The sequence below is a fragment of the Vibrio sp. S11_S32 genome, assembly GCF_014694465.1.
Lineage (GTDB): Bacteria > Pseudomonadota > Gammaproteobacteria > Enterobacterales > Vibrionaceae > Vibrio > Vibrio algicola.
In genome coordinates, this window is sequence record NZ_JAAUWS010000028.1 from 1 (window position 1) to 16,074 (window position 16,074).

General features: G+C 41.6%; 14 protein-coding genes and 1 pseudogene. 9 read left to right on the top strand and 6 right to left on the bottom strand.

The features are described 5' to 3' along the window. Positions 1–215: 215 nt before the first annotated feature. Together HC723_RS12135 and uraH are read right to left on the bottom strand one after the other, a co-directional pair. Complete coding sequence (locus HC723_RS12135) at positions 216–1,562, bottom strand: NCS2 family permease (protein ID WP_190339290.1); 1,347 nt, start codon at positions 1,560–1,562, stop codon at positions 216–218. Between the two features lie 210 nt (positions 1,563–1,772). After that, the gene (gene uraH, locus HC723_RS12140) at positions 1,773–2,126 is read right to left on the bottom strand and encodes a hydroxyisourate hydrolase (protein ID WP_190339291.1); all 354 of its coding nucleotides are present in this window, start codon (positions 2,124–2,126) and stop codon (positions 1,773–1,775) included. A gap of 460 nt (positions 2,127–2,586) precedes the next feature. Here uraH and puuE point away from each other — a divergent pair, with 460 nt between their 5' ends. From puuE to cobA, 6 genes and pseudogenes are all read left to right on the top strand, one after another. Continuing rightward, on the top strand, positions 2,587–3,507 hold the full coding sequence (gene puuE / locus HC723_RS12145) for an allantoinase PuuE (RefSeq protein ID WP_190339292.1): 921 nt from the start codon (positions 2,587–2,589) through the stop codon (positions 3,505–3,507). 142 nt (positions 3,508–3,649) lie between these two features. Next, positions 3,650–4,132 carry a 2-oxo-4-hydroxy-4-carboxy-5-ureidoimidazoline decarboxylase gene (uraD, locus tag HC723_RS12150; protein WP_194704546.1) on the top strand — a complete coding sequence of 161 codons (483 nt, stop codon included), beginning with the start codon at positions 3,650–3,652 and terminating at the stop codon, positions 4,130–4,132. A gap of 160 nt (positions 4,133–4,292) precedes the next feature. Next, the gene (locus HC723_RS12155; RefSeq protein WP_190339293.1) at positions 4,293–4,820 is read left to right on the top strand and encodes an ureidoglycolate lyase; all 528 of its coding nucleotides are present in this window, start codon (positions 4,293–4,295) and stop codon (positions 4,818–4,820) included. A gap of 46 nt (positions 4,821–4,866) precedes the next feature. Continuing rightward, positions 4,867–6,144 (top strand): urate hydroxylase PuuD, encoded by a 1,278-nt coding sequence (locus tag HC723_RS12160; protein WP_190339294.1) that lies wholly within the window; start codon positions 4,867–4,869, stop codon positions 6,142–6,144. 383 nt (positions 6,145–6,527) lie between these two features. After that, positions 6,528–9,310 (top strand): annotated as a pseudogene (locus tag HC723_RS12165) (nitrate reductase). Positions 9,311–9,369: 59 nt separating this feature from the next. After that, positions 9,370–10,317 carry a uroporphyrinogen-III C-methyltransferase gene (gene cobA, locus HC723_RS12170; RefSeq protein ID WP_190339307.1) on the top strand — a complete coding sequence of 316 codons (948 nt, stop codon included), beginning with the start codon at positions 9,370–9,372 and terminating at the stop codon, positions 10,315–10,317. A gap of 15 nt (positions 10,318–10,332) precedes the next feature. Here cobA and HC723_RS12175 read toward each other — a convergent pair whose 3' ends face one another. After that, positions 10,333–10,614, bottom strand: coding sequence for a hypothetical protein (locus HC723_RS12175; RefSeq protein WP_153448414.1), 282 nt, complete (start codon positions 10,612–10,614; stop codon positions 10,333–10,335). Between the two features lie 78 nt (positions 10,615–10,692). Next, entirely contained in the window at positions 10,693–10,932 is a 240-nt protein-coding gene (locus HC723_RS12180) for an RNA recognition motif domain-containing protein (protein WP_153448415.1), read from the bottom strand. Between the two features lie 306 nt (positions 10,933–11,238). Here HC723_RS12180 and HC723_RS12185 point away from each other — a divergent pair, with 306 nt between their 5' ends. Continuing rightward, positions 11,239–11,727, top strand: coding sequence for a DUF1456 family protein (locus HC723_RS12185; protein WP_190339295.1), 489 nt, complete (start codon positions 11,239–11,241; stop codon positions 11,725–11,727). Positions 11,728–11,855: 128 nt separating this feature from the next. Here HC723_RS12185 and tal read toward each other — a convergent pair whose 3' ends face one another. Further along, positions 11,856–12,806 carry a transaldolase gene (gene tal / locus HC723_RS12190; RefSeq protein ID WP_153448417.1) on the bottom strand — a complete coding sequence of 317 codons (951 nt, stop codon included), beginning with the start codon at positions 12,804–12,806 and terminating at the stop codon, positions 11,856–11,858. Between the two features lie 496 nt (positions 12,807–13,302). Here tal and HC723_RS12195 point away from each other — a divergent pair, with 496 nt between their 5' ends. Continuing rightward, positions 13,303–14,634: a glycoside hydrolase family 18 protein gene (locus HC723_RS12195; RefSeq protein WP_190339296.1), complete on the top strand. Its 1,332-nt coding sequence runs from the start codon at positions 13,303–13,305 to the stop codon at positions 14,632–14,634. Between the two features lie 78 nt (positions 14,635–14,712). Here HC723_RS12195 and speG read toward each other — a convergent pair whose 3' ends face one another. Further along, positions 14,713–15,261, bottom strand: a complete 549-nt coding sequence (speG, locus tag HC723_RS12200) for a spermidine N1-acetyltransferase (RefSeq protein ID WP_153448419.1) — start codon at positions 15,259–15,261, stop codon at positions 14,713–14,715. Positions 15,262–15,762: 501 nt separating this feature from the next. Here speG and HC723_RS17895 point away from each other — a divergent pair. Beyond that, positions 15,763–15,909: a curli assembly protein CsgF gene (locus HC723_RS17895; protein WP_446751403.1), complete on the top strand. Its 147-nt coding sequence runs from the start codon at positions 15,763–15,765 to the stop codon at positions 15,907–15,909. The last annotated feature ends 165 nt before the right edge of the window (positions 15,910–16,074 follow it).

Sequence of the window (16,074 nt, forward strand, 5' to 3'; positions counted from 1 at the left end):
GTCAGTGAACCACGTTTAATCAGTGATTGATTATATAACTTCCAGTTTTTGGTCTTATAACGAGGTTTTGGCATGAATATCGATGGTTTAGTGGGGAGTAAACGATCTGATCGTCAGTTTCACATTTGGTTCCATCGAATTACGCAACAAAGCCAAAAAAACCACAACTTCAAATGTATAAAGAAATACGATTAAGTTGCCTGCCAGTAGAGCGGTTACATATATATCAGTTTGGCGATAAAAATGACCGTTAAAACATACATGCAGATAGAGACATCTTTACTTTTTCCGGTCGCGACTTTTAACACTGTGTAAGTGATAAAACCAAGTGCAATACCATTGGCGATGGAAAAAGTCAGCGGCATCATCAGTGCAGTCATGGCGGCTGGTGCAGCGTCGGTAAAATCATCCCATTTGATATGCTGCATGCTGTTCATCATCACAAATGCGACGTAAATAAGTGCGCCAGCGGTAGCATAGCCTGGGATCATGCCAGCCAAAGGTGAAACAAAAATAGCCGCAAGAAATAACAAACCTACCACCACCGAAGACAAACCAGTACGCGCACCTGCGGCAACGCCTGCTGCACTTTCCACATAACTGGTGACGGGTGGACAACCGACACAGGCTCCGGCCACGCTGGCGACACTATCGGCTTTTAATGCTTTACGTAGGTTTTTGATCTTTCCGGTTTTTTCATCGGTCAAATTAGCCCGCTCAGCGACGCCGACTAAGGTGCCGGCGGTATCAAACATATTGACGAATAAGAAGGCTAAGATCACGCTGATCATCGAAATTTCAAATGCACCTGTAATATCCATAGCCATAAAGGTTGGCGCGATACTTGGCGGTGCGGCAAATACACCATGATACTCAACAATTCCTAGACTCCAACCAACCACAGTGACAGTGAAGATGCCAATTAATACTGCGCCGAAGATTTTACGTTCACTAAGGACGCAGATGATCAAGAAACAACACGCGGCTAAAATGGCGCTGGGTTTGGTGAAATCACCTAAAGACAATAATGTCGCAGGGTTACCAACCACAATCCCCGCAGTTTTCAAGCCAATTAAACCGAGAAATAAGCCAACACCTGCGGTCATAGCGTAACGCAAACTGTGCGGAATACTGTCGAGTATCCACTCGCGTAAGCTGCTGTAACTCATGGCAACGAAAATGATACTAGAGATAAATACTGCGCCTAACGCCACTTCCCATGTATAGCCCATTTCACCGACCACCGTGAAGGCGAAGAAGGCATTTAACCCCATACCAGGAGCCAAACCGACTGGCCAGTTGGCATAAAAGGCCATCAATAAAGTACCAATGGCAGCGCCGACACAGGTCGCAACAAATAACGCGCCAGAATCCATGCCCGAGGTTGCCATAATGGAAGGGTTAACAAAAATGATGTACGCCATGGTGGCAAACGTGGTTAACCCGCCAATGATTTCAGATTTAACTGTGGTGCCGTGTTCCTTTAATTTAAATAAACGTTCAAGTAAGCCTGAAGATTTATCAGGGCTCGATGGTATGGTTTTGCTGTTTGAATTTTCCACTATGTTATTCCTTGTGTTTGCATCTACTTGTTAAGTTAAAAAGTTAACTGAGATAGAAGGCCTTAAATACCTTGAAATTAAAATTTAGGCATCCGTTTGCCTTGGAGGACATCTTGCTCTCCATACAGGTTGATGGTTTGGGTGTTAATTTGGTGTGGTTAATACCTCAGAGCAAAGTGTTTACTCACTTTACTCTAAGGGTCTTTAAACCTAACTGCCGCGATAAGTTGAGAAGCTATAAGGTGAGCAGAGTAGGGGAACATGATAGTGGCTGTCTTGGTAGTTAATACCAAACCGGATTGAAATATCATCGAGGAAAGGAATCTCATCAAGTTTAACACCACGTTGCGTAAAATAAGTCGCGGTATGAAAGATCAACTCATATTTTCCAATTTTAAAATCCGCACCCTCAAGTAATGGTGCATCGGTTCGCCCATCAGAGTTGGTCTTAACGGTTTTGATTAATTGGCTTCCTTGCGCGGTGATGCGAAAAAGCTCAACTTGAATCTCGCTGCCAGGAACACCGCCTGCGGTATCAAGTACATGTGTGGTTAGTTTTCCCATAATTTTAGACTCTACCCTTAGTATATTGATGAATTATTGACGGCCCATCACTGTTAATGAAATGTTTCAGTGTTAAATTGATTATGTACACAAGATTGTATTTCGTAAAGGTACATAGTCTCGAATTCATGCCTAGATCGAGTTTTGAAAATGCGAGTACGATAGACGTTTGAATGTAACTTGTTGATTGTTATTTGGTATTGATTGATATTGCAGAGGTGAAAGGAAATAATATTTTTTGACTTCAAGGTCAGAAAGTTGCTAATAAATAGCAAAAAGATGCGTTGGTTAACAAAATGCAAATCAATTTACTTGCTATGTTTTATTCATTGTATACAATTATTAAAACAAGGTGGTGATAAGTCTCAATTTTTAGCTATCACAAGCTTTATTGATATAACGAGATTTATTGATATCAGTGTCATCACCATCACCAAGGATGAAGACTAAGGAGTGACTCATGGGTAGCGAGTATCCACGCAATTTAATCGGTTATGCCGACCAACTACCACAGGTGCAATGGCCGAATAATGCCAGAGTCGCGGTATCGTTTGTACTTAACTATGAAGAAGGTGGAGAGCGTTGCACCTTGCATGGTGATGATGAATCAGAAGCATTTTTGTCTGAAATTATCGGAGCTCAACCTTTCCCCAATGCTCGTCATATTAGTATGGAATCGATTTATGAATATGGCAGCCGCGCCGGAGTATGGCGCATTCTAAAACTGTTCAAACAATTTGATTATCCACTGACCGCTTTTGTGGTGGGTATGGCGGCAGAACGTAACCCTGATGCAATAAAAGCAATGGTGAATGAGGGATATGAGATTTGTAGCCACGCTTACCGTTGGATTGATTACCATAAAGTAGATATCGAGACCGAACGCGCTGATATGCAAAAAGCCATCGAGGCCATCAAAGCGGTCACAGGCGAGCGCCCTTATGGGTGGTATACCGGTCGTAATGGGATTAATACTCGTAAACTGGTGGCCGAAGAAGGCGGGTTTTTATACGACTCAGATGCTTACGATGATGATTTGCCTTATTGGCATACAGAAGGACCAAAACCGCAATTAGTGATCCCTTATACCTTAGATGTCAACGATATGCGCTTTGCGACCAACCAAGGTTTTAATACTGCTGAGCATTTCTTTCAATACCTAAAAGACACGTTTGATACCTTATATGAAGAGGGGGCAGAGACACCTAAAATGATGTCGGTTGGCTTGCATTGCCGTTTAATTGGTCGTCCTGGTCGAATTCAAGGCTTAAAACGTTTTATGCAATATGTAAAGCAGCACCAACAAGTGTGGGTGTGTCGACGTTTAGATATCGCCAAACATTGGCATGAGTGTCATCCACATCCTGACTTGGTCAAGTAAAGACGATACGTAATCTCGCTTTGGATTCAATATTCTGATGATCCGAGAATTTGTCACTTGTCGCCGCTTGTCGTCATAGGGAAATCATACAATCAAAAAGGAAAAAATTGTGGCTCAATTTAAAACCTGTCAACCAAGCCAAATGAGTAAAGATGAATTTGTCGCCACTTTTGCCGACATCTACGAACACAGTCCTTGGGTGGCGGAGCGCACTTTTGATCAAGGTTTAGATGAGACATCCAACAATATCGATACCTTGCATAGCGTGATGTCTAAAGTGATGCTCGATGCTAAACCGCAGCAGCAGCTTGATCTGATCAATGCTCACCCAGATTTAGCCGGCAAAGCAGCCGTCAATGGCGAACTCACCGCGGCCTCTACTTCTGAGCAAGCTGGCGCGGGTATTAGCCAATGTAACGCAGAAGAATTTGCGCGCTTTACCGATTTTAATCAACGCTATAAAGAGCGATTTCAGTTTCCTTTTATCATGGCGGTAAAAGGGGCAGACAGACACCAGATTTTAGCCTCATTTGCACAAAGAATAGATAACGATCAAGACACGGAGTTTGCCACTGCGATAGAGCAGATCAACAAAATAGCCTTGTTTAGATTGCAATCTATGTAACATAAAAATAGCGATATAAAGAAATAAAAGACATGTTAATCATAATAAGGGAATGAGGACGGTCTTAATGCAATGGGTAATCTATCAATTACCTTAGAAGTATGTAGAAGAAACGAGCTTAATTAAGACAAAATCAAACAGTAATAACGGAAGGGATATCATGACAGTCATCAACAGCATTGCATTAACAGTAGAGCCATTAACTCAAGACGCTTTTGCCCCCTTTGGCGATGTGATCGACAAAGCAGCAAGTGAGTATTTCTTGATCAACAATGGTTCGACTCGTCGCTATCATCAGTTAGCAAATGTCGATGTGGCGGATAACGGTGGTACGCCCATTATTAGTATTTTCCAAGCAACCCCTTTAGCGTACCCATTACAAATATCCATGATGGAACGTCATCCTTTAGGCTCACAAGCTTTTATCCCTCTACTTGGTAACCCTTATTTAATTGTGGTTGCAGAGAAGGGTGATGGGTTACAGCCACAAGCGTTACGAGCATTTATGAGTAATGGTAAGCAAGGTGTCAATTATCACAAAGGGGTTTGGCATCATCCTGTTCTCGCTTTGCAACCTGATGATCAATTCTTAATTGTTGATCGTGCAGGTGAAGGGCATAACTGCGATGAAGTGTACTTTGACCAATCAACACAGATTAACTTGTCACTGGATAAGCTACCAAACTAAAACGGTATTTACCCAGCGCAATCAAAATAGTTTAAAGGAGTAAATTATGGATCCGCATATTACGGAATGGCTCAACCTTTCAATTCGATGGGTTCACATGATCGTTGGTGTCGCCTGGATTGGTGCATCATTCTACTTTGTATGGTTAGAGAATAACTTAAACCGTGTTGATCCTAAAACGGGTTTATCGGGTGATTTATGGGCTATTCATGGTGGAGGGATTTACCACCTAGAAAAATACAAGCTCGCACCACCAAAAATGCCAGACAATCTGCATTGGTTTAAGTGGGAAGCGTATTTCACTTGGATCACAGGGGTGTGCTTACTGTTTGTGGTTTACTACCTCAATGCCAATATTTATTTGATCGCGCCAGGATCAGGCTTGAGTGCGGGCGCAGCCATTGGCATCGGCATTGGTTCGCTGATCGGCGGCTGGGTAGTGTATACATTATTGTGTGATTCACCTTTAGGTAAAAAACCTTTATTACTCGGTATTGTTTTGTTTATCTGTTTAGTGGGCGCCGCTTATGGTTTAAGCCAAGTGTTTAGTGGCCGTGGTGCTTACATCCATGTTGGTGCCATTATTGGTACGATTATGGTGGGTAATGTGTTCTTTATCATTATGCCTGCGCAACGTAATTTGGTGAAAGCGATTGAAGATGGCACAGAGCCAGATCCATCACTGCCAGCCAAAGGTTTATTGCGTTCACGTCATAACAACTACTTAACGCTGCCAGTGTTGTTCATTATGATCAGTAACCACTTTCCAAGTACCTTCGGCTCGGAATACAACTGGTTAATTCTTGCTGCGCTATCGGTATTTAGCATTTTGGTTCGCCACTACTTTAATACACGTCATGGTAGTCAAAAATATGCTTGGGCGGTACCTGTTGCGGTACTCGGTATGATCAGCTTGGCGTTTGTCACTTCAAACAGCATGCCATCGATGAAATCTGCGAGCAGCGAAAGCGTGCCAGTTGCACAAGTGACTAGCACAGTAGAAGCGACTGAAACGGTTGATGCACAAGGTGAAACCGTGCAAGTTGAATCCACGGAAACGCCAACGGCAACCGTGTTTATGCAAGTTCAAAATGTGATTGAACAACGTTGTGTGGAATGCCACTCCGAAAATCCAACCAGTAACCTGTTTGCTTCTGCTCCGGCCGGTGTGATGTTGGATACTGCAGAAGAAATTCAGGCAAACGCTCCTAGAATTCAATCTCAAGTTCAAACTAAGGTAATGCCGTTAGGTAATATGACCAAAATGACTGATGCAGAGCGCAGTTTGGTGGTTAATTGGGTCAATGATGGCGCGAAAATTTAACGGCAGATTATTTGGACTGAATAAAAAATAACGATAGATATATCCTCGTTTTCGGCATCTTCGGATGCCGATTTTTTTGTTTGGATTTTATACCTCAAACTATGTTTGGCATGAACATCGATAGGCAATGTTGCGTGATAAAAGTGCACTCATGCTTATATTGCGATTATCTGTGATATTTATTTATTAAGTATCATGGAGTTAAAATATTTTTCACTTTGGCATGATTTTCGCTTTATCTATTGCAATGAATAAACGACTTATTCAAAAAAATCTGTTCTGCACCAGGCAAAGACGCCTCGTTACCTCTGACTCATCGATGGATGGCTTTGAGGTAACGAGGCGTTTTTATTTGTAATATATAAAAAGAAGGATGCAATAATATGACCAAACAATGTATCAAATCAGCGTGTCCTTATTGCGACGTTGGCTGTGGTGTCAGCATTGAACACGATGGGAAAATTGTCGGCGATAAAAGTCACCCTGCTAACCTTGGTGCACTGTGCATTAAAGGCTCTGCTTTAGCCGATAGCCTGAATATGCCTTCGCGTTTGTTATACCCTCGTATTAATGGTGAGCAGACGAGCTGGGATAAAACCATTGAAACTATTAGTGCCACCATGCACCGTATCGCGCAAGAAAGCGGCCCTGAAGCCATTGGCATGTATGTGTCCGGTCAGTTACTTATCGAAGATTACTATGTAGCTAACAAACTAATGAAAGGGTTTGTGGGTAGCAGTAACATTGATACTAATTCTCGTTTATGTATGTCTTCTGCGGTTGCCGCTCATGTTAGAGCCTTTGGTGAAGATGTGGTACCGGTTAGTTACGATGATTTAAGTAACACCGACTTGATTGTCATTGTTGGTGCTAATACTGCGTGGACGCATCCCATCGTGTTTCGCCGAATTCAGCAAGCCCGAGAAGAAAATCCCAACCTTAAATTAGTGGTGATTGATCCACGTAAAACGGTTACCGCGAGCAAGCTGACCTCCATCTAGCCATTGCCAATGATGGCGATGTGTTATTGTTTAACGGGTTATTACGCTACTTATTGGGTAACCAAACCTCTGAAAATCAAAGTATAGATTTTGCCTTTATTGATCAATTTACCTAAGGTATTGATGATGTTATTAGTGAAGTTCAATCAGATCAATATCAGCGTAACCATGTTAGCCAAGAGCTGAATATTGACGCTAGCTCTCTCGCCTCATTTTATCAATGGTTCGCTGCTTCTCCGACCGCGGTCACTCTGTTTTGCCAAGGGGTAAATCAGTCTGAGTCTGGCACAGATAAAGCCAATGCCATTATCAACGCACATTTGATCACCGGAAAAATTGGCAAATCAGGCTGTGGCCCATTTTCGATAACTGGGCAGCCAAACGCGATGGGAGGCCGTGAAGTGGGCGGTCTTGCCAATCAATTAGCCGTACATCGAGGCTTTGATGAACAATCTATTCAGCAAGTAGAACAGTTTTGGCAAGCGCCGAATATCACCAAAAAACCGGGTTTTAAAGTGGTAGATTTATTTGATGCGATAGAACAGGGGAAAGTAAAATTCATTTGGATCATGGCAACCAATCCTGTGGTCTCTATGCCTGATAGCGATACGATCCGCCGCGCGTTAGAAAAGTGTGAATGTGTGGTGGTATCCGATATCAGCGCCAATGCCGATATTGCCAAGTATGCCGATATTTTATTGCCAGCTGCGGGTTGGGGCGAAAAGCAAGGAATGGTAAGTAACTCAGAGCGTTGTTTAACTCGCCAACGTCAATTTATCCAACCTCCTGGTGAAGCAAAACCAGATTGGTGGATGGTGAGTCAAGTGGGTCGACAATTATGTCAATTAATGCAAGTAGATTCAGGTTTTGAATTTAAGCATGAAGCCGATGTATTTCGTGAATATGCGTCCATGACCGGTTTAAATCAAAATATCCCATTGCAGTTAGATATTTCGGCTTTAGAAACATTAACCAATGATGAATATAATGCATGGCAACCACAACGATGGCCTGTCACCAAAAACTCGCACGTGGTGGCAAAAACATTAAAGCAAAATGGACTTGAATGTCACGACAGCAAGATTAAATATGTCTTAAAGGATGTTTTTCTCGATAAACAGAGTGGCGCTTTTCGTTTTCCAACTTTGTCGGGCAAAGCCAATTTTGTGCTAACGAAACCATGTATAAACAAATCATTAGAGAAACATCGTTGGTGGTTAAACTCAGGTCGTCAGCGCGATCAATGGCACACCATGACTCGTACCGGTCATATTGCTCATCTGTCAGCTTCGGAAGTCGAGCCGACGGTGTACATTAATCGCCTTGATGCCGATAAAGCGAATTTAAAACCCGATCACTTAATTGCGATTCGACAAGCTGACAATCAGCTTAAAGCGAAACTGGCGATTGATGATAACTTAACTCATGGTCAAGCTTTTATGTCGATGCATTGGGCGGGAGAGTACGGTAAAACCAGTCAGGTTAATCGTGTGCTCAAAGGTGTTGTTGATCCTCATTCTGGTCAACCCGCCTTTAAATCCCAAGCTATTTCTATTTGCGCGCAAAGCGTGGCCAGTTATGGTATTTCTGTTGGGATTAATTTTACCCTCAAACATTGGGACTATCTCAGCTTGCAACATGTGCAGTTTCAAACCGGTATGCAAACACAGGCAAAAACGGGGAGTACGACTTCCAATTATCAAAAAGGTATTTGGCGCTTTGCCCATAGTGTCGCGATCAGCAAAGCCGAAATACAAGCTCAAATTAAAGCAACGCATCCTCGTTGTAAGTTTTTAAGCTTAGATCACGAGCAAGGTTGGAGTATGGCTGGACTGGTTAACGATAAGGTGGTGTCGGTTATTTCAGTTAACGATCAGCCGTTGAAACTAGCAGCAGAAGCGTTAATTTCGCTAATAAACCAACCATTGAATCTCACCCAGTTATTAAGTGCGCTTTCTTCTAACCAAAGCCCAAATAGTAAGTTGATTTGCAGCTGCTTTAGAGTCACCGAAGCCGATATATTGCAAGTATTAGAAGATCGCTCGTCAGTCTCATTGGCAGAGCTGCAAACCACATTGAAATGCGGAACCAATTGCGGCTCGTGCTTACCAGAGGTAAATCGCTACTTACAAGCACAAAAAATTGATGTGTTGGCGGTGAAATAACCACTTTGCACCTCTCCCTGAAGGGATGCTAAATAGAATACAAGGAAGATATTATGACAATGGATCACTCACTATTTTCCCCTTTGGGTGAAAAAACAAACCACCTTTATACGCGCTCAAACCTTAACGGTAGAGGACGTTATTTAGAGGAAGAGAAAAAAACGAGTTCTCGGATGTCACAAGCATCAAAGGACAAATTAGGGCGGGTACTATTGGTGGGGGCTGGCCCTAACGATCCAGAACTGCTTACCGTTAAAGCTTATAAAGCGATAGAGAATGCTGAGGTGGTGGTGTTTGATCGTTTAGTCGGGCAAGAGGTTTTAAATTTAATCCCAGACAGTTGTGAGCAAATTTATGTCGGTAAACGTTGTGGTCAACCGAGTTTAAAACAACAGCAAATTAACCAAATATTGATCGAGCAAGCTCTGTTAGGAAAACAAGTGGTACGTTTAAAAGGTGGTGACCCTTTTATTTTTGGTCGTGGCGGTGAAGAAGCGTTAGCCTTGGTTGCCAATGAAATTGAATACGATGTGATCCCAGGCATTACCGCGGCTATCGGGTGCGCGGCATCCTCAAAAATCCCGCTCACACATCGCAATGTTTCTAGCAGTGTGACCTTAGTAACTGGGCATATCACCAGCGGCGCGTTTTCATCTTGGGCAGGTTTGGTGTCTAGTGGACAAACGTTGGTATTTTATATGGGGTTAGAGCAAGCAAAAAATATTCAGCAAGGTTTAATGAGTGAAGGGGTTAAAGAGGACTTTCCATTAGCGATTATCGGTAATGGCTGCAGTAAAAATCAACAAGTGTATGTTAGTCAGTTATCACAACTGGTGTCATTATCAGAGCAATTAAAAGGGCTGACGCCAGCGTTGATTATTGTGGGAGAAGTAGTCAATTTACGCCAAGACTTGTTGCAAGCCCATCATTTACAGGCTCAAATTCAGCAAGATCAATCACAGGCGTTATATCCGCAACAACTGATGGCTGAATTAATAGGAGTTTAAGCTTATTGCTAGAATCTAAGATTTATTTCGGTATTTGATCACGGCAAGCGAGATTAAAAAAGGCACGAAAGCAAGGGTTAATACACCGCACATTACACCAATTTCTCCGGTTGGGTTATCGTTTGGTACAGAGTAAGACACCGCATAGAGAAAACATAACCACGAAAAACTGATCACTTTGGTTTTAATAGGGAATGCAGACTCAGGTTTAAACACAAACCAAACAAACACTAAAGGTAAGAGGAAAATGCCAAATTTCAATTTAGTACTGACACGTGGGGATGGTGTATCGATCATGGTAAGCAACTTAACGGTAAAGGTTGGATGTTAACTAAAAACCAGCAATAATATTTGCTGGCTTTTAAGTGGTAAAGCTTAAGCGTCTGCTTTCTTTACTCGGATTTTTTGACCCGCAACTAAAGCTTGATTTAAGCTCTCAATTGCTTTTTTTGCTTCGTCGTCGCTTGGCATTTCAACAAAAGCAAAACCTTTTGATTGACCCGTGATCGCATCTAAAACAAGATTGCAGGTGCCAACCGAGCCATGCTCAGTAAATAAGACGCGAACTTCATGTTCAGTCATGGTGCGGGCAAGATTTCGAGCTAAAATTTTCATAGTAAACCATTTAATATAAGGTGTTGAAGGTGATTGTCTCAAAGGATCGTCAATAGTCCAAGTGATTAATCGTATTCTAATGAATAATCCTGCTCATATTGTTTTTATACCCATCAATAACCGATAAGTGATGACTAATAAAGCAATAGTCCATAAAGCGGAATTCTGTTAAAGTGGCGTGCTTTTTTATGATAGACCTTTAATTTACGTTGCTTGTTGTGTTTATCAGATGATACCCATCTATTCGTTTTCATCTGCTTAATATCAGATCATCAAGCCGCGACTGACCTAACACTAGGAATTACTTTGACCAATAACGATATCTTACGCCGTATTCGCTACACTTTTGATTTTAAAGACGCCAACATGGTGGATATATTTAATGCCGCTGATTTGGCCGTCACAAGGCAGCAAGTGATCAACTGGCTTAAAAAAGAAGACGACAGCGAATTTGTAAAATGCAGCGATACCGAATTGGCTATCTTTTTAAATGGTTTAATCAATACTAAGCGTGGTAAACGTGAAGGCGAGCAACCAGAGCCAGAAAAGCGTTTAACCAATAACATGGTATTTATGAAACTGCGTATTGCACTGAACATGAAAGCGGAAGATATTATCACCACTCTTGAAGGGGCTAATTTCCGTTTAAGTAAGCATGAACTGAGCGCTTTCTTCCGTAAGCCAGACAATAAGCATTATCGTGAATGTAAAGATCAAATCTTGCGTAACTTCTTAATGGGCGTGCAATTGCAATTGCGTCCAACTGATACGTACGAGTATCAAGACGGTGAGTAATTAACCTAGGGTTAAGCCTAAATAAGCCAACAAAGACAGAAAAGGTCAGCAGATGCTGACCTTTTTGATACTCTCAATATCACTATCGAGAGCTTAGAGCTTAGAGCTTAGTTCTCAAGCCTTAGGCCTTAAAGTTTAGCTTCGATCATGGCTTCCAATTTACCTTGGTCTACCGCAAATGCACGGATACCTTCAGCCAGTTTTTCAACCGCCATTGGATCTTGGTTATGCTCCCACAAGAATTCGGCATGAGTCATGTGTTGAGGTTGTGGCTGTACGTCTTGGTCTGCGATTAATTTTTGCACCACTTCACCTTGGCTGTCTTCTAATTCTTGTAGAAGTTGTGGGCTAATAGTTAAGCGATCGCAACCCGCAAGTTCTAAAATTTCACCAATATTACGGAAGCTTGCCCCCATGACAACCGTATTGTAGCCGTGCTGTTTATAATAGTTGTAAATGCTAGTTACCGACTGAACACCTGGATCTTCATTAGCGGCAAAGTCACGGCCTTGTTTCGCTTTGTGCCAATCCATAATACGACCCACAAATGGTGAGATTAAGAACACGCCGGCTTCAGCACAAGCACGCGCCTGAGCAAAAGAGAACAGTAGGGTAAGGTTACAGTTAATACCTTCGCTTTCTAGAATTTCAGCGGCGCGAATTCCTTCCCACGTTGAAGCTAATTTAATTAAAATACGATCATTGGTAATGCCGGCATCATTGTACATTTTGATCAATTGACGGGCTTTTTTAACACTGCCTTCAGTATCGTAAGATAGGCGCGCATCGACTTCTGTTGAAATACGACCAGGAACCACTTTTAAAATTTCTTGACCAATTGTTACCGCTAGCATGTCGCAAGTATCTTGTACTTGTTGAGCCGTATCTTGGCTCTGGGCTTTAGCGTAGGCAATAGATTGGTCGATTAAAGGGGCGTAGTCTTCAATTTGAGCGGCTTTTAAAATCAAAGATGGATTAGTGGTGGCATCTTCTGGTTGATATTTAGCAATAGCTTCAATGTCGCCGGTATCGGCAACAACAGTGGTAAGCGAGCGAAGTTGTTTTAATTGACTACTCATTTTAGGACCTTAAAAAGTGAATGAAGCATAATGGAAGGAAAAGTCAGACAAGTCAGCGTTTTTATTATTATAGTCTGGATTCCTTGACTTAACTGGCTTCATCATCGAAATAACGGGGGGGTAAGTCAACCATAACTTTCTAAAAGGACCGCTGGATCTCACTTTTTTTTAAGCAACCGCTTGCGTAATCGTTGGCATTAAAATTCATAAAACGTAAATAAAAAAACGACATATATGAGCCAGAAAAAAGATCGCACAATATTAAATTTTTGAGATCTAGGTACGATAATATTGCAATAAAATCGATCTTTTGCGTTATCGTCTAAATTTAATGGAAACCACTTCATAACCTGTCAATTCAATAGCACTTATCCATTCATTGTTCACTATTTTTATAGTTAGTTAGGTTAACTGATTTAAAAGTTAGATTCAGATTTGAAGTTATGCACTTCGGTGTTGAATCAAAACCAAATCAATTCTAATCAAGGAGATAATAATGAATAAGAAAAAAGGGGTTTCGTTATCGGTGATCGCGTTAGCATTATCTGGTTTGGTTTCACATTCGGTATTGGCCAGTGATGCTCCTCAAGTGAGCAAACCGATCGTCGCCGGCTACTTCGCAGATTGGCAATATAAAAATAAACAGCACCCCTATACAGTGAAAGATATACCAGCGGATAAACTCACCCATGTTATCTATGCTTTTTTGTCTATGTGTGGTCCTCATACCGGCGCAGGAGATAAAGTGATCAAACAAGTTGAGCAACAATGTGCAGGCAAAGATCCTTATACCGCGATTATTGTTGATAAAAAGGCGGCTTTAGAGGTTGATTTTGGCAAGGTCAATGTGGATGTCAGCTATAAAGGACACTTTGCTCAACTGGCGCAATTGAAAAAAGACCATCCCAATCTCACTATTTTGCCCTCTTTTGGTGGCTGGACCATGTCAGAACCTTTTCATGCGATGGCGAAAGATAAACAAGCCATGGATCATTTTGCGAAAACAGCGGTTGAATTAATTGCGCAGTATGACTTTTTTGATGGTATTGATCTTGATTGGGAGTATCCAGGTGGCGGTGGATTAACCACTTCTCCGTGGGATGAAAAAACCAAATTAACCGATGAGCAAAAAGAGCAAGAAAAGGGAGCATTTACGTATTTAGTCCGAGAGATCCGCAGTGATTTAGACCAATTAAGCAGCAAAACTCAACGTGACTATGAATTATCAACCGCGGTGGGGGTTGGGCCCAAAGCGGCTCAAATTGATTGGAAATCTGCCGCGCCGTATATGACCAATATGTTTGCCATGACGTATGACTTTTTAGGTGGTTGGGGACAGCAAACCGGTCATTTAACCAATCTACATGCCACCGAGCGTAGTTGGTGGGGAATGGGTGCGGATGTTTTCTTAAATCAAATGCTTGAATTGGGTATTCCCGCTAATAAATTAGTCATGGGAGCCGCTTTTTATGGACGAGGATGGGAAGGCACTAAAAATTTCGATGGTAAATTACCTACCGCTGATCTCATGTCTGAAAAAGGCGCAACATTCGGCACCGATGAACCTGGTTATTTCATGTATTGGGATCTAATGAAAAACTACGGCAAAGAGCAAGGTTATCAATACGGTTATGATGAGCAAGCACAAGCACCATTCTTATGGAATGCTGAGAAGAAAGTCTTTATTTCGTTTGATGATCAGCGTTCGATAAAAGCCAAGGCACAATGGGTGAAACAAAAAGGCTTGGCGGGTATTTTTGCTTGGGAGTTAACGGGAGATACCGATAAAAATACGCTGGTGGATGCGATGAGTGAAGGTATGAAGTAGTGGCTTATTAGAATAACCAAATTAGCTGGGTTTTGAATAAATGCGCAAGATCAGAGCTGATCTTGCGCATTTTCTCGATTATTTGACCGCATTAATTGCACTGGGTTGATCTTGCCTATTGAGATAGTCACGCTGCAGCATATACATGCGAATCGCATTTCGATATTGGCCATTCATAAAGAACTCTTCAATTAAAAGCCCTTCTTGTTTAAAGCCAAAACTTTCATAGAGATAGACGGCTTTCTCGTTTTCATCGGACACTTGTAGATACAGCTTATTGACGTTCAATATTTTAAATGCGTAGTTGACCGCGCGATCAATGATTTCGCGTGCATAACCTCTACCTTGGAAGTAAGGCGCAATGATGATCTGAAATTCTGCGGTACGATGAATGTAATTTATTTCGACTAATTCCACCAATCCGACATGCTCACGATCACCATTTTCAGCAATGAAGCGACGCTCATTTAAATCATGGATATGCTTCACATACAGGCTTTCAAGTTCCATAAACGACTCATAAGGCTCTTCAAACCAATAAGACATTACACTACGATTATTGTTTAAGCTGTGGATGAATCGTAAATCATCTTTTTCTAGTGCACGAATACGGATAGAGTCCGACATATTAGCTATTCCATTAGAATTTTAACTGAGTATATAGAATAAAAAATGGCTTGCAGAATGAAATTTTTTCGTCGTCTCGATAAAATTTTATACTCGATAAAAACCAACGGAGAGATCATTCAGAAAATGATCTACCTACTGATTTGACATTCAAAGAATTGAACTTCGGACTTGAATTTTGGGTCAATACTCTGCTTCAAGAAGGGCAAGTATCACTCTCGTTGTATGTGAAACGGTGAAGTAGAGTAAGTTCGTATTGAGTTTACAGTGTAAATTTTATTGTTTTTCTATCTGACATTGTTGGTCAATTTTAAAATGTTGCTCTGCATTTAGCGCTGTGACGTCGGTTGCAATAAATAAATGAATCGGGAGTTCCTGTACGTTGATTTGAAAATTATTGTTGGAACGGCCTGAGACCTGGGACAACATGGTATTTTTAGTCATAGGCTTAGCTTTGCTTTTGCTAACGGAAGTCTTGCGACAGAGCTAATTTACCAGCACATTAATCCAAGTTTTGGTGGTAACCCTTATAATGGTACACATTTACTCAATGTTGCCAATGCGATCGATCAGTATGAGCCAGATAGTGATGGCTTTGGCCTCACCGCCGCCGACCGACTTGCCACTACACTAGAGTCGAGATTTTAAATAATTTACTGGATGACGTTAGCTCTGGAAAAAGTGACAGTGGTCAATTAGAAACAAATGACTTCATTTTAAATGTATTGGACGATGGTAATGGGGGGTTAACTTTAAATATTTTCGATAAAATTACAGGAGAATCTTCCATCATAGAAGTGAGTGGACCACTGT